Here is a 24,423-nt window from a genome sequence, read left to right on the forward strand (position 1 = left end):
AGGTTCGCGCCCTGCCCGGCTGCCATGATGTATCGATCCTATTCGCCGATCACGTCGCCGAACAACTCCCATGACTTGCCGTTGAAGCGCGCCATCTGCAGCTGGCGGATCGGCGTGACCTGCTCGGCCGAGGTGTTGAGCCTGATGCCCGGCAGCAGCATCGGCAGCTCGACGTCCTTGAACGACTGCGTCTGCTTCATCAGATTGGCGCGCGTCAGATCGTTGCCGGCGCGCTGCAGCACCAGCTCCATCATCTGCGCCATGGTGTAGCCGGTGACGTTGAAGATGTCGGCGGGGTCGGCGCCCGAATTGTAGGTCTTCATCCATTCGCGCCAGGCCTTCATGCCGGGATCGTCGGCCCAGCGTGGATCGCCGGGGTCCTTCTGGAAGGCTCCGGTGACGATGCCGACGGCATTGTCGAGACCAGCCGGCATCAGCACGGAGCCGACGGAGTTCGAGACGGCCGGAAGAATGATCTGCGGCTTCCAGCCGAGCTCCGCGATCTTCTTGATGGCCTGCGCCGCGAATTTCGGCGTGCACTCGTTGAAGACGACGTCGGCGCCGGCGGCCTTGAACTTGACGATCTGGGAATCCACGGTCGGATCGGAGGTCTCGTAGGTGGCCTCCGCAACGATCTGGCTGACGTGCTCGCCCAGACCTTCCTTGAAGCCCGCGAGATAGTCGCGCCCGGGGTCCTCATTCGGCGTGATGACGGCGATCTTGGCATCCGGCTTGTTGGCGAGAATCCACTTGGCGTAGATGCGGCCTTCGGTCCGGTAAGTCGGCTGCGAACCGGTGGTCCAGGGGAAATGCTGCGGGTCGTTCCAGCGGCTGGCGCCGCTCGACGGGAACAGCTGCGGGATCTTCTTGGCATTGAGGTATTTCTGCGCCGCGATGTTCGGGCCGGTGCCGAGCATCGAGAACATCGCAAACACCTCGTCGCTCTCGGCGAGACGCCGCACCTGCTCCACCGTCTTCGCCGGCGAATAGGCATCGTCCATGCTGAGCAGCTCGACCTTGCGGCCATTGATGCCGCCCTTGTCGTTAAGCATCTTGAAATAGGCGATCTCGGCGCGGCCGATCGCCGAATAGGCCGAGGCCGGCCCCGAATAGGGCATGGTCTGCCCGAGCTTGATGGATGTATCGGTCGCGCCGGTGTCGTAGTTTCCGGCCATCGCGACCGAAGCGGCGCTCAGGACAGCAAACAGAGCAACGGCTCCACGGACCAGTTGTTTTCCCGGCATGCCGGCATCTCCTTCCCTGGCGGAGCGCATCGACGCGGGCCCGAAAGGCCGTCGCCAACGTCCTCCACTTCTGTTCTTGGTTATCATCGGCCGCATCGATCGCGATGTCGGCGAACGCGACGATAGCCTGAATGGGGCGCGCGAGATGTAGCGAAGAATTCAGATGCGTATGCGCAGCTTGCAGCCGTTCTATTCTGCGAGCCCGCCGCCTGAAGGTAAGGTCAGACCTCGAGCCATTCCTGCCGCACGGCGGCATTCGCCTTGAGCTCGTCCGGCGTGCCCTCGAACACGACGCGGCCGTGGCCCATGATGTAGACGCGCTTGGAGATGCGCATCGCGATCGACAGCTTCTGCTCCACCAGAAGAATGGCGACGCCGGCCGCTGCGATACGCGCGATGAGATCGCCGACCTGCTGCACGATCAACGGCGCCAGACCCTCGGTCGGCTCGTCGATCATGATGAGATCAGGATCGCCCATCAGCGTGCGGCAGGTGGTGAGCATCTGCTTCTCGCCGCCGGACAGCACGCCCGCGGCGGTATCGGCACGCGCGGCGAGATTGGGGAACATGTCGAGCATGTCCTGCAGCCGCCATTTGCCGGGACGACGCGTGTCCTTGACGCCGAGCAGGAGATTCTGGCGAACCGTCAGGCTCGGGAAGATGTCGCGATGCTCCGGCACGTAGCCGAGCCCGAGGCGCGCGATCTTGTAGCTGGGCAGGCCGACGATGTCCTTGCCCTTGAAGCGGATCGTGCCCTGCGGCGCGACCTCGCCCATGATCGCCTTGACCGTGGTGGAGCGGCCGACGCCGTTGCGGCCGAGCAGGCTGACGACTTCGCCGGCGGCGACGTCGAGGTCGACGCCCTGCAGGATGTGGCTCTTGCCGTAATAGGCGTGGAGATCCCTGACCTCGAGCATCAGTGCGCTTCCTCGCCGAGATAGGCTTCCTTGACCTTCGGATCGCGCCGGATCTCTTCCGGCGTGCCCGAGGCGATGATGTGGCCATAGACCAGCACCGAGATGCGATCAGCGAGGCCGAACACGACGCTCATGTCGTGTTCGACGATCACGAGGGTCTTGCCCTCCGTCAGCCGGCGGATCAGCGCCACGGCGCGCTCGGTCTCCGCATTGCTCATGCCGGCGGTCGGCTCGTCCAGCATGACGACGGTGGCGCCGCTGGCGATGGTGATGCCGATCTCGAGTTCGCGCTGCTCGGCATAGGTCAAGAGACCGGCCGGCACATCGCGCCGGTGCGTCAGATGGATGTCGTCAAGGATCTGCGCGGTGCGCTCGCGCACCTCGGGCAGACTGTCGACGTTCTTCCAGAAGGCATAGCGATGCCCGGTGGCCCACAGCACGGCGCAGCGCACGTTCTCCCACACCGACATGCGGGCAAACACGTTGGTGACCTGGAACGAGCGCGACAGGCCACGCCGGTTGATCTCGAACGGCTGCAGGCCGGAGATCACCTCGCCGTTGAGCTTCACTTCGCCCGAGGTCGGCTTGATATGGCCGCTGATCAGATTGAACGTCGTGGATTTTCCCGCGCCGTTCGGACCGATGATGGCGTGCCGCTCGCCTTGCGCGACGCTGAGATTGAGGTCGCGGATGATGCTGACATTGCCGAAACGCTTTTCGACGGCGCGGACCTCGATGGCTGCGCTCTTTTCAGATGCCGCTCCGCTCATGCGAGATACCCCCGGTCGCGAGCAACCGTAGCCGCACGATCCCACGCGTCCGCGATCCGCTGCCAGCTCAGCCGCGCGACGAACGCGCCGCCGACAACCAGAACCGCAGCACTGCCCCATGTCACCGGCGAGGTCGGCTTGAAGCCGATGCCGAACAGATTGATGGCTTCCCCGCCGGAATAGCGCGCGACCGTCTCGATGGTGAGAATGACTCCGCAGGCGAGCGCGACCGTCGGCACGATCGCGACGAGGTAGGACGGGATCACGGTCCACAGCGTCCCGGCGCGAACCAACGGCCGGTGCATCATCAACAGGCCGGCAATGCCGCCCGGCGCGTACATCACGATCCCGATGAAGATGATGCCGAAATAGAGCTGCCAAGCCGTGGTGAGGTTGGTCAGCCCGAGCTGCAGATAAGTGACCAGGATCGCGCCGAGGATCGGACCGAAGAAATAGGCGGTGCCGCCGATGAAGGTGGAGAACAGCACCAGACCGGACTGGATCGCACCGAGCAGCGCGGAGTTCGCGATCTCGAAATTGATCGCGGTCAGGCCGCCCGCGACGCCCGCGAAAAACCCGGCGAAGCAATAAGCGAGATAGCGGACGACGTGGGGATCGTAGCCGATGAACTGGACGCGCTCGGGATTGTCGCGGACCGCATTGCTAATCCGGCCCAGCGGCGTCCGGGTCAGCGCGTACATCGCAATGGCCGCCAGCACCAGCCAGAACGCGATCAGATAGTACACCTGGAGCTGCGGCCCGAACGACCAGCCGAACATTTTTGGCAGCGCGGTGCGGTCCGTGGTGATGCCGGCTTCGCCGCCGAATACCGAGCGCAGGATCAGAGAGGACGACGCCACCAGCTCGCCGATGCCGAGCGAAATCATCGCGAACACCGTGCCGGCGCGCTTGGTCATGACCCAGCCGATGATGACAGCGAAGATCAGGCCACCGAGCCCGCCGAACAGCGGAATGAACGGCAGCGGGATCGGCCAGCCGTGCGACACCACCGCATTCATCATGTGGCAGGCCGCGAAGCCGCCGAGGCCGTAGTGAACGGCGTGGCCGAACGACAGCAGGCCGGTCTGGCCGAGCAGGATGTTGTAGGACAGCGCGAACACGATCGCGATGCCGATCAGGCTGAAGGACGTCAGCGAACCGCCGGAGGAGAAGATCATCGGCAGGATGATCAGCGCGGCGATACCGATCAGCCAGACGCCGTAGAAACGCAGATTTCCGCCGCCGGGCTTGGTCGCGACGCTGGAGGTCGATGTCGTTGCAGTCGTCATGACTCGCGCGTCCCCATCAGGCCCAGGGGGCGAACGATCAGAATGAGCACCAGCAGCATATAGGGAACGATCGGCGCGACCTGCGCGATGGTGACGTTCCAGATGTCGGTGAGGACGGACGGTCCCGACGACGGATCGAGCGGGCCGAACGCGCTGGCCAGCGAGCCATCGAGCGCCACAGCGAAGGTCTGCACCAGCCCGATGACGAGCGAGGCGATGAAGGCGCCGGGCAAGGAGCCGAGGCCACCGAACACGATGACGACGAACAGAATGGGTCCGAGCGATGCGGCCATGTCGGACTGCGTCACCAGAGCGGGACCGGCAATGACGCCGGCAAGCCCGGCCAGCGCACTGCCGACCCCGAACACCGCCATGAAGACGCGCCCGACATTGTGGCCGAGATGCCCGACCATGTGCGGATGCGTCAGCGCGGCCTGCACGATCAGCCCGACGCGGGTGCGCTTGAGCACGAGCAGCAGCGCCACGAAGATCACGACCGACACGGCCAGCATGAAGATCTTGTAGGCGGGATAGTTGGTCGAGAAGATCGTGAAGGCCGGGAAGTCGAGCAGCGCCGGCACGCGGTAGTCGACCGGGCTCTTGCCCCAGATCATCGACACGATCTCTTCGATCGCAAAGGCAAGACCAAAAGTCAGCAGCAACTCCGCGACATGGCCGTGCTTGTGGGTGTTGCGCAAGCCATAGCGCTCCACCGCCATGCCGATGGCGCCCACCAGCAGCGGCGCCAGCACCAGCGCCGGCCAGAAGCCGATCCACTTGGTGAGCTGGAAGCCGAAGAAGGCGCCGAGCATGTAGAAGCTGGCATGGGCGAAGTTGAGCACGCCCATCATGCTGAAGATGACGGTGAGCCCGCTCGACAACAGGAAGAGCAGCATGCCGAACAGCACGCCGTTCAGGGTCGAAATGACAATGAGTTCAAGCACAGCGTACTCGTGTCTAGCCGGGGCCCGGCGGTCCCGGTGAATCCGATCAAACGTCGTCCGGCCGTCGCCCTCCCGCAGCCCATGACGGCCGCGGGAGCACGACGAGCTCAGCGATTACGGCCGCGCCATCTTGCAGGTCGTGGAGACCATGGCTTGCGGCGTGTCGACCTTGGAGACCAGATGCCAGCCCCAACCGGTGCTCTCCTCGTCGAACGGCTCGTTGGCGGCGAGCTTGCCGAAGGAGGAGATGTAGATCGGCTGGAAGAACTGGTGGTCGTCCTTGCGCATGAAGCCCTGGCCGCCGTCGAGAACCTCGAACTTCAGGTCTTCGAGCGCAGCTGCGACCTTCAACGGGTCGATCGAGTTGGCCTTCTCGGCCGCCGCCTTGAACATCCGCATCTCGTTGACCGCACGCGGATACCACAGCGAGATACCGACCTTGGCGCGGAACGCCTTCTCGAAGTCCATCGCCGCCTGGTTGCCGGAATTGGCAAAACCTTCGGTGATCTGGAAGACCTGGTGGTCGAGGCCGGTCTGCTTGATCGCGGTCGGACCGCCGGCGCCGCCCGCATAATAGGTGTACCAGTTGACCTTCAACCCCGCATCGGCGGCGGCCTTGAGCAGCAGCGCGATGTCCTGGCCCCAATTGCCGGTGATGACGCTGTCGGCGCCGGACGCCTTGATCTTGGCGATGTAGGGCGAGAAGTCGGTGACCTTGAGCAGCGGATGCAGCTCGTCGCCGACGATCTGGATGTCGGGCCGTTTGGCACCCAGCATCTTGCGCGCGTCTGATCGCACCGACTGGCCGAACGAATAGTCCTGGTTGATCAGGTACACCTTTTTGACCGCAGGCGTGTCCTTCACGTAGTTGGTGAGCGCTTCCATCTTGATGTCAGAGCTCGCATCCCAGCGGAAGTGCCAGTAGCTGCACTTCTCGTTGGTCAGGCTCGGATCGACTGCGGCGTAGTTGAAGTACAGCACTTCCTTGCCGGGATTGCGCGAGTTGTTCTTGGTGACGAAGTCCGAGAGCGCGGCGCCGACGGACGAACCGTTGCCTTGCGTGATGTAGTGAACCCCGGCGTCGATCGCCTTCTGGGCCTGCACCAGGCTCTCCTGCGGATTGGTCTTGTTGTCGAGACCGATGATCTCGATCTTCTTACCGAGGATGCCGCCCTTGGCGTTGAGCTCGTCGGCCAGATACTGGAACGTCTTCAAACCGCCTTCGCCGACGCTGGCGCCGCCGCCCGAGAGCGGATCGATATAGCCGATCTTGATGGTGTCCTCGGCCGACGCGGCATGACCGAGCATCGGGGCGATCACGGCAATGGCCAAAGTGAGCTTGCGCATTGTTTTTGTTTCCTCGCTGAGTTTCGACTTTAGTCGATAGTGCATGCGCATATTGCTGCGCAATTTCAAATCCCTAATGAGCAGAACGGGCTTTGCTTGACAAGCTCAACAGGACATGGCTCCGGCCGCCGCTACGGCAAAATGTAAAGGCCGGCTGCCTATCTCTTTTGCAAGAATTTCCGCATTGAGAAATAGATCGGAGGCCGGATCGCACGGGCCTCTTACCATGATACGGGCTGCGTCAGTTCCCGACAGATCGGGCGTGGACCCGAGCGCGTGCTTCGGCAAAGGAGACGAGTTGCAGCCGCTCCTCATCCCACAAAACCAGCGGCACGGACTTCAAACTCTGCAGCATCGTCATTCGTCCGACGTTCGCTAGCTGCGGATGGTCACGCAACACATCCGGCAATCGATAGCAGGGAATTCGGCTGGATAGATGATGGATGTGGTGGATGCCGATATTCGCCGTGAACCATCGCAACACGCCCGGCAAATGGTAATGGGAACTACCATGCAGCGCCGCTTCGTGGAAGCTCCAGTCTTCGCCGTGGGACCAGTACGTGTCCTCGAACTGATGCTGGACGTAGAACAGCCAGACACCGATCGACGCGGCCAGAACCACGATCGGCAGATGCACCAGCAGGAACGGACCGTATCCGACCAGCCATATCACCGCGACGACGAAAACCGCGATCGCGGCATTGGTGCCCATCGTGCTCAGCCAGGGCTTCCAGCCGCCACGCATCATCCCTACCGGCAATCGATGCTTCAAGATGAACAGGTAGGTGGGACCGACGCCAAACATGACCAGGGGATGCCGATAGAGACGATAGAGCATCCGGCGCCATCGCGACTGTGCGTGAAACTCGCGCAGCGTCAATGTATCGATGTCGCCAAGGCCTCTGTGATCGAGATTGCCGGAGCCCGCATGATGGTGTGCATGGTTGTGCCGCCAGTAATCATAGGGCGTCAGCGTCACGACGCCAATGGCGCGTCCGACCCAGTCGTTCACGAACCGGCTGCGGAAGAACGAGCCGTGTCCGCAATCGTGCTGGATCATGAAGAGGCGGACGAGCAATCCGGCTGCCGGGACCTCGAGCAGCAGGCCAAACCAATAGCCGTTGTCAAAAGCATGCCAGGCCAGAAGCCAGATGACCAGGAACGGCACTGCCGTGATCGTCAATTCGAGGACGCCGCGAGCGCTATCGGGCTCGCGATAGCGGGCGAGCAGCTGCGCCAACGCGCGGATGTCCGGCATACTTTGAGGCATATCTGGTCTATTTCCGAACATGCCCGCCCAGGAAGGCACGCTTCTCGCGCACGACTTCGGCAGAGGCTTTAGGGTGGGTGTTCCCCACGCACCCCTATAATGGTCCGTGCGTGGATGAATCGCCGGGCCATATTGCACAGTTCGAGGTCCAACAGTACCCCTAAACCGCACGGCACGTCACGAATTCAGGCAGATGCAGGCCGCCATTAGGTCGCAAGAAGGCAAAAGCGCCAATGGCCGCGGCGTGACAACGCGTCGGAAAGCAAGATTTGCCTAACGCGCCCAGCGCCGGCCCTGCTAGACTGAGGGGATCCTCGATCAGGCGTGGACCTGCATGACAAGCCCGAGACCGTGAGGGACGACGACTGAGGTATTCGCGCGAGAGGGTCCAGGACACACAATGAAAAAGCCGATCGTAATTGCTGACGAGATTGAGCCGAGAATCGTCCAAAGAGCCGACATCGCACCGACCGCCGGTTTCTCGCTGGTGGTCGACGGTCACTTCAAGACGCATTACGACGACGCAGATGCCGCTCAGAAAGCGGGCGCCGAGCTGTTGGGCAGGTTTCCCATGCTGCAGGTCATGATCTACGATGCCGCGACCAGGACGAGATCCCCGCTGCAATAGTTCTCGGCCAAATGCTCTAGACGCCCAGCGGCTTGCGGTTGAACGTCCGCAGGAAGCGAAGCGAGAGCGTCCGCACATTCGCGACGTTGAGGAGCCACGCCGCGGCGACATAAGCGAGCCCGCCCGCGAGGCTCACGACGATGAGCGAGACGATGCCGGTGCCGTTGACCTGCGATCGCGCAACGACGATGGCGCCTGCCATCGCTGCGGCCGATACCGCGACGCCGGCGAGGCGATTGAAGTCGAACGGCACGGGATGGGCCCGCCTCATCAGGGCGGCGGCGACGACGAAGCCGATCGCCTCGGTCGCGAGCGTCGCAAGCGCCGCGCCGTAGAGATCGTAGCCGGCGACCAGTGCGAACATCAGGACCACACTGACCACCAGCGTGAGGAAGGACTGCGCCGCCAGCATGAAGGGCCGTTCGGCGAGCTGGAAGCTGATCTGCACATAGAATTGATTGGCGATGCCGAACAGCCGGGCGAGCACCAGGGTCGGCAGCAGCGCCGACACGCCGGCGCGGAAGTCGATACCGACGAGGGTGCCCGCGACCTGATCTGCCGCAAGCGCGAGCCACACCGCGACCGGCGCAACGACGACGAGCAGAAGCTCGAGGCTTTCAGTCAGCCGCTGCCGCGTCGTCTCGTTGTTCTTCTCCGACAATGACCGGAATACCAGGGGCACGGTCGCCGCGGCGACGCTGGACGCGATCATGACCATGAACTGGCGCGGCAGATCGGCGGCCACACCAAAGATGCCGGCGGCATCCTTGCCGAGCAAATAGGCGACGATGAGCCGGTCGAAGGCCGAATAGACCGCAACGGACAATCCGGCCAGCGTCAGCGGCAGGCCGTAGCGCGCCAGCTGCATGAACTGGCTGCGCTCGAAACGTGCGATCCTGGTGCGATCGCCGACGAGGTTGAGGATGATGCCGGTGAGCGAACCCAGACCAAACGCAGCGAGCAGCCCCAATCCACCCCAGCCGAGCCAGATGCCGAGCAGCCCGAAGCCGACGCTCGACACGCTGCGCACGATCGCGATCGCGGCAAACCGGTAAGGCCGCAGCTTGGCGCGCTCGAACTCCTGGCCGAGATCGACCGCATTGGCCATGATCGCGACGAACATGCTGGCGAGTAGCAGCCCGACGCTGACGTCGCTGCGGAACAAGAAGACCAGCGGCGTGACGGCGCAGAGGACCGCGACGGTGAGGCCGTAGGCGACCATCGCCGTGCCGCGAAAATCCACCTCCGCCGACATCGCCTGATAGCGCGCCACCGACAGCTTGATCCAGGCAAAGAAGATCGCGCCCAGAATGCCGGCAAGGCTTACGCCGACGACATAGACGCCGTACTCCGCCGGCGTCAGCAGCCGCGTGTAGGCGGTGACCGCGAAGAAGCCCACCGCCGCAGGCAGGATGTAGGCGACGAGATAGATCGAGAAATGGCGATTCAGCATGCGGACACGGGACCGGGAGCGCGACTGTCGCGGCCGTTCATCAGTTGGACCTTGGCTTGACGATCAGGGGCTTGGCAATCGGATTGCGGCGCAGCATCCCCGAAGAGTGTCACAGAAGTCTGCAAATCGGGCCGCGAGCGGGACCAGCCGGGGGATTTCGCGCGTTAGCGTTAAATTTGCCCTTTCCTTGCGCGGCAGGGCGCGATCACCGAAAAGAAACCATGATTTTTAAACGTCGTGCGACGTTTTCCGGTGCCTGGAATTGACTGACATGGACGTTGCCGAGCGAATTGAGGCAAACTTGGCCTCGCTGCCGCGCGGCGGCACCGAAGCTCCCCTGGTTCCGGCGGCCCCGGACGGCGGCGAGCGGATGATGCTCAACCTGTTCTTCGAGGAGCGGGACGACCGCTGGTTTCCGGGCGACCGCTACATCCGGCCGCTGCTGCGACGCGTGCTGCTCGGCAGGTCGTGGATCAGCGGACAGAAGCGCGTGTTCCTCAATCTCTGCGCCGGACTCGACAGGATCGGCGTCCGCTACCGGGTCAACGATTACGGCCATATCCGCAAGCATCCAGAGGAACTCGCCTGCATCATCGGGCGCCCCTTCGTGCTCGACTGGTTCGCATGGAAGAACCCGCTCCTGCTCGGAGTGGCCATGTACGACCATCCGATCGAGGCACCGGACAGCCTGAAAGATCTGGACGTCAGGTCCATCCTGGTGCCGTGCGCCTGGTATGCCGACATGTGCCGGCCCTACTGGCCGCATGTCGACGTCTGGCCGGTCGGCATCGAGACCGATCTGTGGCCGCCCGCGCCTGCCGAACAAAAGAGCGTCGACGTGCTGCTCTACGACAAGGTGCGCTGGGACCAGGCGCGCTACGAGACCGAGCTGATCGAGCCGATCCGCAGACATCTTGCGGCAAGCGGCCGCACGGTCGAGGTGATCCGCTACGGCCACTATAAGGAAGACGATTACAAGGCGGCGCTGGCGCGCAGCCGCAGCATGATCTTCCTCTGCGAGCATGAGAGCCAGGGCATCGCCTGCCAGCAGGCATTGTCGAGCGGCGTCCCCGTGTTCGCCTGGGACCGCGGCGGGCCGTGGCAGGACCCGGAGTATTTTCCGCACAGGGTCCGGTACGAGGGCGGCGTGTCCTCGGTGCCCTATTTCGACGCTCGTTGCGGCATGACCTTCACCGATGCCGACGGCTTCGCCGCCGGCTGGGGCGAGTTCTGGTCGCGGGTCGGCGCCGGCGACTTCGCACCTCGCGACTATGTGATGGACAATTTGACGCTCGAAAAGGGCGCACTTCACTATTCCGAGATCGCGCAAGCCGTGATGCAGCATCACGCGCGTTGATGCGCGACGCCCCGGGCAACGGTTAACCCAACAACGGGAAACCCCGGCGTCGCAACGCCATGCTTGGTACATTGGCGCGTTACCCCCCAAAGGAACGCCGCAAATTGGTCAAGCTCGACAGACGCGAATTTCTGATCGGCGGCGCCGCAACGATTGCGGCGAGCGCATCGGCGTCTGCGGTGCCAGCGTCGAAACTCGCCCAGCGTCTTCAGGGTTTTGGCGCCGCGGCAACGCTCTGGGACCTGCAAGCCGATCCCAGGCTCGGCGAAGCGATCAGCACCTATTGCACACAGGTGGTGCCGGTGCTCGAGCTGAAATGGCCGATGCTGCGGCCGAACGCGCACACGTTCAACTTCGAGCGCGCCGACGCCATCCTGGATTTCGCGCGAGACAACGATCTGACGATGCGCGGCCACACGCTCGCCTGGTATCACGACATTCCGGACTGGACCAAGCAGATCAAGAATACCAAGGGCGTCGAACGCGCCTATGTCGACCACATCGGCACCGTCGTCTCCTATTACAAGGACAAGCTGACGTCGTGGGACGTCGTCAACGAGCCGATCCCGGACAATCCCAAGAAGATCACCGACCGGCGCGACACGTTCTGGGCCCAGCATCTGGGCAACAACTGGATTCCGCTGGCCTTCCGCACCGCGGCTGCGGCCGATCCCTTCGTCAAGCTCGCGATCAATGAATACGACATCGAGTCGGCAAAGGACTCGTTCATCGCCAAGCGCGCGGCCTACCGTAATCTCATCATGGACCTGCTCGACCGGGGTGTGCCATTGCACGCCGTGGGACTGCAATCGCATCTGCATGCCGAGCTCGAGATCGACACGCATGGGTTGGCCGAGTTCGTCACCGAGCTACGCTCGTGGGGCCTCGACGTCCTCGTCACCGAGCTCGACGTCGACGATCAGAAGCTGACGGGCAGTCCGGCGGAGCGCGACGCCATCGTCGCCAAGCGCGTCAACGATTTGCTGACGGCGATTTCAACCAGCGGACCGGTACGCTCGATCCTGACCTGGGGTCTTTCGGATCGCTACAGCTGGATCAACGGCACCTTCGCCCGCGCGGACAAGCAGCCGAACCGCCCGCTGCCGCTCGACGGCGAGTTCAAGCCGAAGCCGTTCATGGACGTCATCAGCAAGTTCACGAAGGATGCTTGAGTTGCGGCTCTAGCTCAACCGCGTCTTCGGGGTCTCGAACTCGGCCACGTCCCCGATGTGATCGGGAGACAGGCTCGGACCGCGGCGGTCGCGCGAATTCAGCCGGAAGACGTCGCGGATGTCGTCGATCGAGGTCGACGAATAGGACTGGATGCAGAGCGCGACCTGCTCGGGCGAAGCGGCACGCATCATCGCCTCGATCGCCGGACGGTCGAGACGCGTATCGTCCCAATGCGAGACCGCGATGCTGTCTTCCGTCACCCGATGGGCGGCCAGATGCTTCGGCGAATTGGCGACGAAGTGGCCGTAGAGCAGGTATTCGGAGAACTTCTTCTTGCGGCACAGCGCCAGAACCCAGTTCAAGCCGGTCGCCGACTTGATGGCGTCGGTCATGGCGCGCGCGGTGTCCTTGTCCCACACAAGCGCATTGCCGACATAGTCGTCGGCGGGGAAGGAGCGATCCTTGATACCTAGAAGCTGATCGACGGTGCGGAGCCACAGGACATGCAAGGGGTGATCGGCGTCGATGTCCTTGCGGGTGACGAACAGCGGCGTCTTCTCGGCACCCGCATATTGGCCGACGTCGAATTCGCGGAAGAACAGATTGTCCGAATCCAGGATGCAGACGCGCTGCTCGGACGCATTGAGCACGCCGGCGATCTTGAGGATCTGCTGGATGTGCCAGCCGTGGACGGGCGACGACAGCAGAGACAGCCAGACCCGGCGGCTGCTCATGAACTGGAGCGCGGGCGGCAGCGCGAACAGCCATTTCGGCAGATAATTCGAGGCCGGAACGATGACGCGCTTGTCGGAAGCGAACCGCGCGAACAGCGGCACGTCCTCATCGTTAACGAGAACATAATGCCGCGTATATCCCGTCAGCCAGGTATCGATGCTCTCGCTGAGCAGCGAAAACCGTTCGATATCCTTGGCATAGCTGGCTGTCAGCAGGGCAACGGAATGCATAATGCGTGCTCAAATGGCCATGACCCCGCACTCATACAAGCGCCGGGTGACGCCGGAAACTCACAATCTGAATCAAGGTAAAATGAATCGAAGCATTAGCCATCCGACGGCAGCCCCTGCTCTATCCCCCGAAAGCGCAGCGGCGCCAAGACAGAGGCGCGCTGCCACCAGTCTGCGACGCGATCATCGAGGGCGGTCGTACCGCGGCCCCGGCCGGGAAAGATCCGGATCTGCTGCACCGCTTCGGCCTCGAACCCCTTGCCCCTGCGCGTGATCTTGAGCGCGGCACCTTCGCGGTCGCGCTGGGTCAGCGGCACCAGAAGGCGCCCGCGCGGGCGGAGCGACTGCAGCCAGAGCGGATGCGGCTGCGAGAAGCCGGCATGCACGATGATCACGTCGGCCGGTTCGCCGACATGCCGGCATCCGTCACCGTGGACGACCTCGACATTGCCATAGGCGCGAAGGTTGGTCGCTGCGCGAGCGGCAAGCCGCTCATCGCATTCGATGGCTTGCACCCTGCCCCTGGGACCCACCATCTTCGACAGCACCGCCGAGAAATAGCCGAGCCCGCAGCCGATCTGGACCACGCGGTCCTTCTCCCCGACGTGGAGCAGATCGACGAAATGCGCCCACAGGCTCGGCAGCCCGGTGTCGAGCTTGCGGCGCGCGTCGATCGCGACAAGCACGTTGTCGTAGAGATGAACCGGATCGGCGTCAGGCGTCAGCCGGTAGCTGCGCGCCGTCTCGCTTTTGATGCGCCAGGGACCCTTCGCCAGAAAATCCTCGCGCGGCACGGCACCGAGCGCTGCGAGCAGGCGCGGCGAAGAAATCCGCTCCCGCCTGGCAATCAGCGCGACGTAGCGCGCACGCGCGGCGGCAGCATCGCTCATGTCAGGGAGCGGCCTGTTCGCGAACGGGCGCGCTCGCACCGAGTTCGTTGATCAGCTCCATCGCCTGTTTCAGGTCCGGCGTATAAAAGCCTTCGCTGAACCTGGCGACGATCGGCGCGAGCAGGAGGCTTGCGTGCTCGCGCTTGCCTGTCACGTGCGACAGGCGTGCGAGGCTCACGGCGGTGCGAAGCTCCCAGGACAGCGCGCCCTGCTTGCGCGCGGTCTCGAGCGACAGAGCGAACAGGTCATCGGCCTCCTGCGCCGATGCCGGGTCGCCGTCCGACAGCGTGATCTCGCCCTGCAGGCGGTACACTTCGGCGAGATAGGAGTGATCACCGGTCCTTCTCGCAGTCGCGAGCGCGCCGTCCAGCGCGCGCAGGGCGGCATCGCGCATCCCGACCTTGGCATAGGCTTCCGCGAGCAGGCAGCGGAACCAGCAGCCGGCAAGCCAGGAATCCATCGCCTCGTATTCGTCGAGGCCCAGGCGCATCTGGCTGATGCCTTCATCGGCCTCGCCCAGCTGCGTCAGCGCCCAGCCGCGCAGGATCGCGGCCTGCTGCTTCCAGTGCAGGAAATTGTGCTCGGTGGCGATGATCATGGCGCGATTGGCATAGTCGCGCGTGCCCTCGATATCGCGCAGGTGCTGGCAGAGATAGGCACCAAACACCAGCGCGAAAGCGAGCGAGAAGGGATGGCGAATCTTCTCAGCGTGCAGGATCGCCTGCTCGCTGTGCTGGCGCGCCGCGTCGGGCCGGCCGAGGAACCACAGGAGATAGCCGAGATAGGACAGCGAGACGACGCCGGGATCGGTGCCGTGCCGTTCCATCAGATCGGAGTGCAGGTCCGGGCTGTAGAGATTGATGCAGCGGTGCAGGTGATGTTGTGAGGCCGCAAAGCGCCCGCGATAGAGCATGGTCATCGCGATCGAGCGGTGCGCCTCGATCAGATAGCCGGTCTGCTGCGCCGGCTGCGTCCGCTCGTTCAACCGCTCGCGCTTGGCGAACTTCAACAGCTCGACGCTGAGATCGTGCGCGCGGGTCAGGTCGGCGCGGATGAAATGGCAGACCCAGAGCCCGCGGGTGGCGGCGAAGGCCTTTTCATCGTCGTCGAGCTGCTGGCCGAGCTCGAGCGCGCGGATGTAGTTCTCCTCGACCTCCTGCACCGCATAGCCCTTGGCTGCGATCAGCGCGTTGCCGAGCGCGATGCGCAGCTCGAGCTCGATCTCGTCGGCGCCCTGCATCCGCGCATTGGCCTGCACCACGCCGAGACCGCGGTGCAGATGGCCGATCGCCTCCAGATTGGCGCCGCTCCTGGCCGCCTGCTTGCCGGCCTTGAGCCAGAAGCTCGCGGCGCCCTCGCTCTGGCCGGATTCGGTGAGGTGATGGGCGAGCAGTTCCGGTTCGCGCTCGGTCTTCTCCGGATACATCTCGGCGAGCACCTGCGCGATCCTCGAATGCAGCTTGCGCCGCTCGCTGTGCAGCAGGCTGTCATGCGCGGCGTTCTGGATCATCACGTGCTTGAAGGAGTACAGCGCGTCGGGCGGATGGCCGCGCCGCATGATCAGCCCGGCCTCTTCAAGATGATTGAGCGCGGCCTCGATCTGCTCCGCAGGCGTGTTGGCGACGGCGTGCAGCGTCTCGTAGGAGAACTCGCGGCCGATGGTGGCGCCGATCTGCGCGATGCGCTTGAACGGTCCCATCCGGTCCAGCCGCGCCATCAGGGAATCCGTCAGCGTCGCCGGGATCGCGAGTTGCCGCCAAGGGCCCGACAGCACGTAGCGCCCGTGCCGCTCGGTCAAAAGGTTGGATTCGAGAACGGTCTTGGTCAATTCCTCCAGGAACAGCGGCACCCCGTCGGTCTTGATGATGATCTCCTCCACGACCTCCTTGGGAAGCTCGCGGCCCGCGACGCGCTCGACCAGCGTCGTGCGCAGTTGCCGGCTCAGGCGGTTCAGCACCAGCGTGGTGATGTGCGAGTGCGCGCTCCAGCTCGGCTGGAACTCGGATCGCGCGGTCATGACGACCAGGATCGGCCGGTTCTGCACCCGGTCGACCAGGAGATCGATCACCTCGCGGGAGGTCGGGTCGATCCAGTGCAGATCCTCGAACGCGATCACCAGCGGCATCTCGCGCGCAAGGCCGAGGAAGTGATCGACCAGCGCCACGACGGTCGCATCCTTCTGCTGCTGCGGCGACATGTCGAGCGGCGGATAGCGATCTCCGGTCGGGATCGACAACAGCCCGGCGAACAGCGGTGTGACCTGCTCGATATCACCATGGGCGGCGGCGATCGCGGTCTCCAGGCCGGCCAGCGACATCGCGGACGGGTCCTCGCGATCGAGGCCGAGCGAGAATTTGAGCTGCTCGGAGAACGGATAGAACGCGGTGGAGGTGTAGTAGGGCGAGCACTGGAACGAGATCTGTCCGTGCCGATCGCCCGAGATCCGCTCGAAGATCTCCTGGATGATGCGCGACTTGCCGATGCCGGGCTCACCGAACTTGACCACGACCTGGCCGTCGCAGTCCTTGACCTGCTGCCAGCGCCCCATCAGCAGTACGATCTCTTCCTCGCGATTGACGAGCGGCGTCAACCGCCCGCCCATGGCGGCGGCGAAGCGGGTCTCCACCCGCGATGCCCGCATCACGTGCCAGGCCTGCGCCTTCTCCGAGATCCCCTTCAGCGCATGGGCGCCGAGATTGCGGTAGTCGAACTTCCCCTTCAGCAGCGACTGCGTCGACGCGGAGATCACGACGCCGTTGGGCGGCGCCAGGCTCTGAAGGCGCGCGGCCAGATTGACGGTTTCTCCGACCGCGGAATCGCGCTCCTCGGTGCCCTGTCCGACGAGATCCCCGACCACGACGAGACCGGTCGCGATTCCGATACGGACGGCCGGGGCATGGCTCAGCGCGCCGCGCGGCTCGATCGCGCGCGCGGTCGAGAGCATCCGCACGATCTCGAGCCCGGCGCGCACCGCGCGCTCGGCGTCGTCCTCATGCGCGGTCGGGTAACCGAAATAGACGAGGATACCGTCGCCGACGAAGCGCGCGGCAAACCCTTCGTAGTGCTTCACCACCCGGACACAGGTCTCGCGAAAGCTCGCGATCATGTCGCGCACGTCTTCCGGATCGAACTGCACCGAGAGCGAGGTGGAGTCGACCATGTCGCAGAACATGGTGGTGAGCTGACGCCGTTCGGCGCCGACCTCCGTCCGCGGTTGCGGGCGTGCCGCCGGTTCGGGCTTCGCCGCAGTCTCGGCCTGGAACAGCGCGGCCATGGCCCGCTGCAGCCGCTTGCGATCGCCCAGCGGCAATCCGAGCTCGACCAGATCGGACTCGGTCAGGTCCGCCATGACATCGAGATCGAGGCGGTGCTGCGCGAAGAGATCGGTATAGTGACCAAGACCGATACCTTCGAGCCAGCGATTCAACCCGCCTTCCGTCCCCGTAACAGGTTCATTCTCCAGCATGGTGATTCTGCCCCACCATCACTCCGTCGAAGGGCTTTAGGCCCCTCAACCACAGATTTCGGGGCCCGAACTTCACCTCAGACTGGACGCGTTCCCTAACTCTTGGGAAGAATAGCTCAATCAGATCAAAAGGGAATGGCATTGTCGGACATTGCACCCGGAGCGGGAGAGGGATCGGACGGCCAAGGCGCCGAAACCGGGACTTTTGCCCATATCAGCGGCCTTCTCGACTTTTATGCACGGAAGACGCCGGCGGCGCCCGCGCTGCTCGCACCGGGCCGGCCGGCCCTCACCTATGGCGAGCTGGACACCCTGATCCGGCAATTGGTCCGAACCCTGCGCGGGCTTGGGATCACCCCGGCCGACCGGATTGCCGTCGCGCTGCCGCGCGGCGCCGACAGTGCGCTTGCGCTGATCGCGGTCGCCTTGGCCTGCGCCTGCGTCCCCGTCAATCCCGATCTGACCGCAGACGAGCTGCAACGCTATTTCAGCGAATTGAAGCTGAGGGGGCTGGTCACCCGCGCCGATATGAACTCGGCCAGTCGCGACGTCGCCAGGGCGCTGGATATCGCGGTGATCGATTTCGTACCGGCGCCGAACGATCATCTCGGCGGCTGCAACTTCGTCGGACCGGCGGTCGGTCCGGCAAGCGCCGGCGGCGCCTCGCGCGGCGACGATGACGCATTCATCCTGATGACGTCGGGCACGGCGGCGCGGCCGAAAATGGTGCCGCTGACCCAGCGCAATGTGTGCCTGTCCGCTCACAATGCCGGCCGTGTGCTGTCGCTGGCTCCGCATGATCGCCTGCTCAACGTGCTGCCGCTGTTTCACGCCCATGGCCTGATCTCCGGTCTGCTGACGGCACTGGCCGCGGGCTCCAGCGTGATCTGCACCAACGGTTTCGACGCATCGTCCTTCTTCGGATGGATGCGAGAGCTGCAGCCGACCTGGTACACGGCGGTGCCGACCATCCATCGCGCGCTACTGACGGCGGCGGAAGCCGACCCGGACCGGGCCCGGCCCTCGTCGTTGCGCGTGATCCGCTCGGCCTCGTCCTCGCTCGCACCTGCGATCCTGAGCGGGCTCGAGGCCATGTTCGGCGTCCCCGTGCTCGAGACCTACGGCATGACCGAAGCGGCCTCGCAGATCGCCGCCAATCCATTCGAGCTGCGCAAGGTCGGATCGGTCGGCCGCGCCGCAGGCCCCGAGATCGCGATCATGGACGAGACAGGCCGTACGCTTGCGAGCGGCGAGCATGGCGAGATCATGCTGCGCGGACCGAACATGACGCGCGGCTATTATAACGACGACGCGGCGACGCAGGCCGCGTTTCGCGACGGCTGGTTCCGGACCGGCGATCTCGGCTATCTCGATGCCGACGGCTATCTCTTCATCGTCGGCCGCATCAAGGACGTCATCAACCGCGGCGGCCAGAAGATCTCGCCGCTGGAGGTCGAAGAGGTCCTGCTGAGCCATCCGGCGGTGCTGGAGGCCGGCGTGTTCGCGGTCCCGCACCCAAAGCTCGGCGAGAACGTCGCGGCCGTCGTGGTGCTGCGGCCGAATTCCGCGGCGACCTCCGACCAGTTGCGCCAATTCGCGCGAAAACGCCTCGCGGCCTACAAGGTGCCGAGCCTGATCCGCAGCGTGGCTGCGCTGCCGAAGGGCGCCAGCGGCAAGGTCAAGCGCAATGCGCTGGTCGATCTGATCGTCAGGGCGGAACACGGCGACGAGGCGCGGCTGCCGCGTACCACGCTGGAGGCTCAGCTCGCGGAGATCTGGGCCGGCCTGCTGGAGCTGCCGCAGGTCGGCGTCGACCAGGACGTGTTCGCGCTCGGCGCCGACTCGCTCGCGGCGACGCAGATGCGGTCGCGCCTGCGCGAACGCTTCAACGTCGACTTCTCGTTCGAAGACATCTTCGATTGCGCCACGGTCTCCGCGCTTGCGGCCCGGATCGAGACCGCGACAACGCATCGCGAGACGATGCTGCCGGCCTGGCGCCAGGCGGCGGCACCGGAGGCGCCGCTGTCGTTCCAACAGCAACGAATGTACCTGCTCTCGCGACTCGACACGACCCGCTACAACTACAACGTCGTCGAAGTCGCCGTGCTCAAAGGTCTGGTCGACGTCTCCGCGCTCCAGGCGAGCCTGACCGCGATCTGCGCGCGCCACGAGGCGCTGCGCTCGGTCTTCGTCGAGAGCCACGGCGAGCCGGCGCAGCGTGTGCTGCAATCGCCGCCGCAGTTCGAGCGGATCAAGCTCAAGCCCTGCCCGGCGGACAAGCGGGAAGCAGCGATCAGACGCGCGGCGCTCGAGCTTGCGCAATATCCGTTCGATCTGGCGCGCGAGGCGCCGCTGAAGGTCACGCTGCTGTCATTCGACAAATCCAGCCACGCGCTGGTGGTCAACGTCCACCATCTCGTCACCGACGGCTGGTCGCAGCGCCTGTTCTGGGAGGAACTCGCCGCCCATTATGCCGCAGCGCGCAAGACGAGTGCAGCCGCGCTGCCCTCGCCCGCCTTCCAGTATCGCGACTTTGCGCTCTGGCAGCAGAGCTGGGCGCAGACGCAAGCGGCGAAGGAGCAACTCGATTACTGGCGAGCACAGCTCGACGGCGTCACCACGCTGCCGCTGCGAACCGACCGGCCGCGGCCGGAGGTCTGGAGCGGCCACGGCGCCCGTCACTATCTCGAATTCTCCAAGGCGCTGTCGGCCGATCTGCGCGCGCTGAGCCAGGACCAGGGCGTCACGCCTTTCATGACGCTGCTTGCGGCCTTCCAGTGCCTGCTGTTCCGGCACACCGGGCACGAGGACGTCGCGACCGGATCGCTGATCGCCAACCGCAACCAGATCGAGAGCGAACGCCTGATCGGGCTGTTCGCCAACACCCTGATCCTGCGCAACGATTTTGGCGGCGATCCGAGCTTTGGCGAAGTGCTGCGGCGGGTGCGGCAAGTGACGCTGGACGCTTACCGCAACCAGGACCTGCCGATCGAGGAGGTGCTGCGCGCGCTGCAGGTGGCGCGCCGGAGCGACGGCAATCCGCTGTTCCGGATCATGTTCATTCTCCAGAACGCCTCGATCGAGGCGGCCCGTTTCCCCGGCCTGTCGACACGGCGGCTGGAAGTGGACCCGGGGGTCGCGCGCTTCGACATCACGCTCGAACTGGTCGAGGCCGACGGTCGTTTCACCGGCTTCTTCGAATACGCCACCGATCTGTTCGACGCCGTGACGATCGAAGGCATCACGGCGCAGTTCAAGACCCTGCTCAAGGCCGTCATCGCCAATCCCGAGCAGCGCATCTCTCGCCTGCCGCTGCTGACCGAGGCCGAGCGCCGGCAGTTGCTGGCGCAAGGCCAGGGCGCTCCGGCCGATTTCACCACGGCGGGCAATCTCGGCGAACGATACGACCGCCAGGCGAGGAAGACACCGAATGCGATCGCGGTGTCGGACGGACACACATCCCTGACCTATCGCGAGCTCGCCCGTCGCAGCCAGGCGGCGGCCCGCTGGCTGGCCCGCGAGGGTATCGGCGCCGAGAGCGTCGTCGCCCTGCTTGCGGACCGTGGACCCGATCTGCTCGCAACGATGATCGGGGTGCAGCGCGCGGGCGCGGCCTTCCTGAACCTCGATCCCGACCAGCCGCCGGCACGGCTCGCGACCATCCTCGGATCGAGCTGCGCCCGCATGCTGCTGACCGGACGCGCGCAGTCACCCAAGGTCGAAGCGCTGCTCGAACCGCTGGTCGAGCGCATCCATGTGGCCGAGATTGACGATGTGGTGACGCCCGGATCGGCCAAGCCGGCGCGTGCGGCGCGGCGCGCGGCTTCGAGCCTTGCCTATCTCGTCTATACGTCCGGCTCCTCCGGCGCGCCGAAGGGCGTCATGATCGAGCAGCGCGGGCTGTCGAACCATCTGGCGTCGCTCATCGCTGAGCTTGGCCTCTCGGCCAGGGACGTGATCGCGCAGACCGCGCCGCAGAGCTTCGTGATTTCGGTCTGGCAGTTCCTCGCCGGTCCCATGGTCGGTGCGCGCGTCCATATCTGCGGCAACGCGACCGTGCAGGACCCGATCCTGCTCGCCCGGGAGATCGAGCGCGAAGGAATCACCGTGCTCGAGATCGTCCCGTCGCTGTTGCGCGTGATCCTCGATCGCACGGACGAAGCGCAGGCCCAGCGCGCCTTTGCGGGACTACGGCTGCTGATCTCGACCGGCGAGCCGCTGCCGGTCGATCTCTGCCGCACCTGGTTCGCCCGCTGCCCGAAGGTGCCGTTGATCAACGCCTATGGCGCGTCGGAATGTTCCGACGACGTTTCGCTGCACCGCCTGACCAAGGCGCCGGCGACGGCGACGGCCAACGTCCCGGTCGGCGCGCCGCTGCCCAACACCCAGCTCTATGTGCTCGATCAGAACCTTCAGCCGCTGCCGGTCGGCGTGACCGGCGAGCTCTGCGTCGGCGGCGCCGGCGTCGGCCGCGGCTATATCAACGATCCCGCGCAGAGCCGGCAGTGCTTCATCCCCGATCCATTCGGGCGCAAGGCCGGCGCGCGCCTGTACCGGACCGGGGACCTCACCCGCCGCCGCGCCGACGGCACGATCGAATGCCTCGGCCGCGCCGACCATCAGGTCAAGATCCGTGGCTATCGCATCGAGCTCAAGGAGATCGAGAACGCGCTTGCCGACCATCCGGGCGTGCGGGCCGGCATCGTCGAGCCGCGCCGCGAGGCGAGCGGCGATGTCAGGCTGATCGCCCATATCGTCGCAAGGTCCGGCAGCCGGAGCAGCGCCAGCGAGCTGCGCGAATTCCTGAAGAGCCGGCTGCCGGGTTACGCCATCCCGTCAGCATTCCTGTTCCTGGATCAGATGCCGCTCAACGCCCATGGCAAGATCGAGCGATCGGCGCTGCTCGCGCCGGCGCAGCAGGAAGCCTCCGCGCCGGACACCGCTGTTTCGGCACGAGGGTTCACCGAAAAGGTGCTCTCCGACATCTGGAGCGACCTGCTGAAGGTGGAGAGCCTCGGCGTCACCGACAATTTCTTCGATCTCGGCGGCCATTCGCTGCTGGCGGGCCAGGTGATGGCGCGCATCGCCCGTGCACTCGGCGTGTCGCTGCCGATCAAGACCATCTTCGAGGCACCGACGATCGAAGAGCTTGCCCGACGGGTCGACGAAGCCGTGACGGCGAAGCCGCGCGGGCTCACGGCAATCGTGCCGCGGCTGGCCGGAAGCGGGGGGCCGACGCTCTCGATCGCGCAGGACCAGATGATGCGGATCGAGCAGAACCTGCCCGGGCTGCCGCTGTTCAATTTGCCATTCGCCTTCCGGCTCGAGGGCCCGCTCGATCCGGCCATCCTCGCGCAGGCGTTCGGCGACATCGTGCGCCGCCACGAATCGCTGCGGACGGGGTTCGGCTGGAGCGGCGAGGAGCCGGTCAGCCGTATCGCCACACCCAGCGAACTCGGGCCGGTCCTCACCGTCGAGGTCATCGGCGACGGGCATCCGCACAACAACAAGCGGCGCAAAGCGCTCGAACTCAGGAAGATCGATCTCCTGATCCAGCAGGAGACCTATACTCCGTTCGACACCGCGCGGCCGCCGCTGTTGCGGGCACGGCTGTTGCGGCTTCATGCCGACGACCACGTGCTGCTGCTGACGCTGCACCATGCCATTGCCGACGGCTGGTCGATCGGCGTGCTGTTCGAGGAATTGTCGAACCGCTATGCGGCGCTGGCCGGACGTCCGTCGGTGCCACTGCCGAAACTGCCGCTGGCCTTTGCGGACATCGCGCGCTGGCAGCGCTGGTGGTGCGGGACCGACGCAGCCCGCCGCCAGGCCGCCGACTGGACGGAGAATCTGCGCGGCGCCGCCCCCGTCTTCGACGGCGAAGCGAGCCCGAGCGCATCCGCCGGGCATCATCCGGTCAACCTCGAGCGCGAGCTGATCGGCCGGCTTACGGCCCTTGCCGGCCAGCACAATTGCACGCTCTTCATGTGCCTCCTCACCGGCCTGAAGGCCCTGCTGCTGGCGCGAACCGGCCGTAACGACATCTTGATCGCAACCGCCATGGCCAATCGCGCCCAGCCCGATACCGATCGGATCGTCGGCCCGTTCGAAAACACGGTCATCGTCCGCACGCGAATCACGCCGGAGTTGTCGTTCGCGGAAGCCCTGGCCCGGGTTCGCCAGAGCGTGCTCGACGCACATGCACGGCAGGAACTGCCCTTCAACATCCTGGCCGACCATCTCGAGCAGGAGGGCATCGACCCGTCCTCGCTGCTCCAGGTCTATTTCACGCTGCAAAATCCGCTACGCCAGCCGCTGGATTTGCCGGAGATTGCAGTGCAATCGATCGGAAACATCGCACGCGAGGGCCAGCCGGTGCTGCCGATCGACCAAACCTGGCTGTCGCTGATGCTCAAGGAGCGGCCGACCGGAATTACCGGCTCATGCAACTACAAGAGGGAGTCGTTCGATGGCCGCATGGTCGGCGAGTGGATGGCGGATCTCGTCGCGCTGCTCGGGGCGGCCGTCGCCCAACCCAACACGTCGCTCGGCCGGCTGCTCGCCCGCAAGGCGGCATGATCCGCTGTACAAAACGAGCGAATAGGAGTTCACTCGCCGAAGCTGTGAATGATCAAGTTGCATCTTGATTCTTTGGCTCCAGCGCGCAAGATTATTCTCGCGTTTTGATTTGGACGATTATTTTCAACCGG

15 protein-coding genes are annotated in these 24,423 nt (G+C 64.8%); 4 read left to right on the forward strand and 11 right to left on the reverse strand.

All coding sequences use genetic code 11. The features are described 5' to 3' along the window. Window positions 1-38 precede the first annotated feature (38 nt). The 7 genes from F8237_RS08515 to F8237_RS08545 form a co-directional block, all read right to left on the reverse strand. Entirely contained in the window at window positions 39-1,244 is a 1,206-nt protein-coding gene (locus F8237_RS08515) for an ABC transporter substrate-binding protein (protein WP_151643688.1), read from the reverse strand. 221 nt (window positions 1,245-1,465) lie between these two features. After that, a complete protein-coding gene (locus tag F8237_RS08520; protein WP_151643690.1) occupies window positions 1,466-2,161 on the reverse strand; it encodes an ABC transporter ATP-binding protein in 696 nt (231 codons plus the stop codon). Then, window positions 2,161-2,931, reverse strand: coding sequence for an ABC transporter ATP-binding protein (locus F8237_RS08525; protein ID WP_151643692.1), 771 nt, complete (start codon window positions 2,929-2,931; stop codon window positions 2,161-2,163). The genes F8237_RS08520 and F8237_RS08525 overlap by 1 nt, the downstream gene beginning before the upstream one ends. Then, window positions 2,928-4,220, reverse strand: a complete 1,293-nt coding sequence (locus F8237_RS08530; protein WP_151643694.1) for a branched-chain amino acid ABC transporter permease — start codon at window positions 4,218-4,220, stop codon at window positions 2,928-2,930. The genes F8237_RS08525 and F8237_RS08530 overlap by 4 nt, the downstream gene beginning before the upstream one ends. After that, window positions 4,217-5,164, reverse strand: coding sequence for a branched-chain amino acid ABC transporter permease (locus tag F8237_RS08535; RefSeq protein ID WP_015688231.1), 948 nt, complete (start codon window positions 5,162-5,164; stop codon window positions 4,217-4,219). The genes F8237_RS08530 and F8237_RS08535 overlap by 4 nt, the downstream gene beginning before the upstream one ends. A 114-nt stretch (window positions 5,165-5,278) precedes the next feature. Next, the gene (locus F8237_RS08540) at window positions 5,279-6,511 is read right to left on the reverse strand and encodes a branched-chain amino acid ABC transporter substrate-binding protein (protein WP_151643696.1); all 1,233 of its coding nucleotides are present in this window, start codon (window positions 6,509-6,511) and stop codon (window positions 5,279-5,281) included. Between the two features lie 241 nt (window positions 6,512-6,752). Further along, the gene (locus F8237_RS08545) at window positions 6,753-7,781 is read right to left on the reverse strand and encodes a fatty acid desaturase (RefSeq protein ID WP_151643698.1); all 1,029 of its coding nucleotides are present in this window, start codon (window positions 7,779-7,781) and stop codon (window positions 6,753-6,755) included. Between the two features lie 400 nt (window positions 7,782-8,181). On the opposite strand from F8237_RS08545, the gene F8237_RS08550 reads away from it, so the two are divergent. Continuing rightward, window positions 8,182-8,409 carry a hypothetical protein gene (locus F8237_RS08550; protein WP_151643700.1) on the forward strand — a complete coding sequence of 76 codons (228 nt, stop codon included), beginning with the start codon at window positions 8,182-8,184 and terminating at the stop codon, window positions 8,407-8,409. Between the two features lie 16 nt (window positions 8,410-8,425). On the opposite strand, the gene F8237_RS08555 is transcribed toward F8237_RS08550, so the two are convergent. After that, complete coding sequence (locus F8237_RS08555; protein WP_151643702.1) at window positions 8,426-9,862, reverse strand: lipopolysaccharide biosynthesis protein; 1,437 nt, start codon at window positions 9,860-9,862, stop codon at window positions 8,426-8,428. Window positions 9,863-10,133: 271 nt separating this feature from the next. Here F8237_RS08555 and F8237_RS08560 point away from each other — a divergent pair, with 271 nt between their 5' ends. Further along, the gene (locus tag F8237_RS08560; RefSeq protein ID WP_151643704.1) at window positions 10,134-11,219 is read left to right on the forward strand and encodes a glycosyltransferase; all 1,086 of its coding nucleotides are present in this window, start codon (window positions 10,134-10,136) and stop codon (window positions 11,217-11,219) included. Between the two features lie 104 nt (window positions 11,220-11,323). Next, a complete protein-coding gene (locus tag F8237_RS08565; protein ID WP_151643706.1) occupies window positions 11,324-12,391 on the forward strand; it encodes an endo-1,4-beta-xylanase in 1,068 nt (355 codons plus the stop codon). Between the two features lie 9 nt (window positions 12,392-12,400). Here the strand turns inward: F8237_RS08565 and F8237_RS08570 are convergent, their stop codons facing one another. From F8237_RS08570 to F8237_RS08580, 3 genes are all read right to left on the reverse strand, one after another. Beyond that, window positions 12,401-13,357: a DUF6492 family protein gene (locus F8237_RS08570; RefSeq protein ID WP_151643708.1), complete on the reverse strand. Its 957-nt coding sequence runs from the start codon at window positions 13,355-13,357 to the stop codon at window positions 12,401-12,403. Window positions 13,358-13,452: 95 nt separating this feature from the next. Beyond that, window positions 13,453-14,247, reverse strand: coding sequence for a protein-L-isoaspartate O-methyltransferase family protein (locus F8237_RS08575; RefSeq protein WP_151643710.1), 795 nt, complete (start codon window positions 14,245-14,247; stop codon window positions 13,453-13,455). Window position 14,248: 1 nt separating this feature from the next. After that, window positions 14,249-17,713: an ATP-binding protein gene (locus F8237_RS08580; RefSeq protein WP_151643712.1), complete on the reverse strand. Its 3,465-nt coding sequence runs from the start codon at window positions 17,711-17,713 to the stop codon at window positions 14,249-14,251. Between the two features lie 135 nt (window positions 17,714-17,848). Between F8237_RS08580 and F8237_RS08585 the strand changes: the two genes are divergently transcribed. Continuing rightward, window positions 17,849-24,292, forward strand: coding sequence for a non-ribosomal peptide synthetase (locus tag F8237_RS08585; RefSeq protein WP_151643714.1), 6,444 nt, complete (start codon window positions 17,849-17,851; stop codon window positions 24,290-24,292). Window positions 24,293-24,423: the final 131 nt, after the last annotated feature.

Source organism: Bradyrhizobium betae, from assembly GCF_008932115.1.
Classification (GTDB): Bacteria; Pseudomonadota; Alphaproteobacteria; order Rhizobiales; family Xanthobacteraceae; genus Bradyrhizobium; species Bradyrhizobium betae.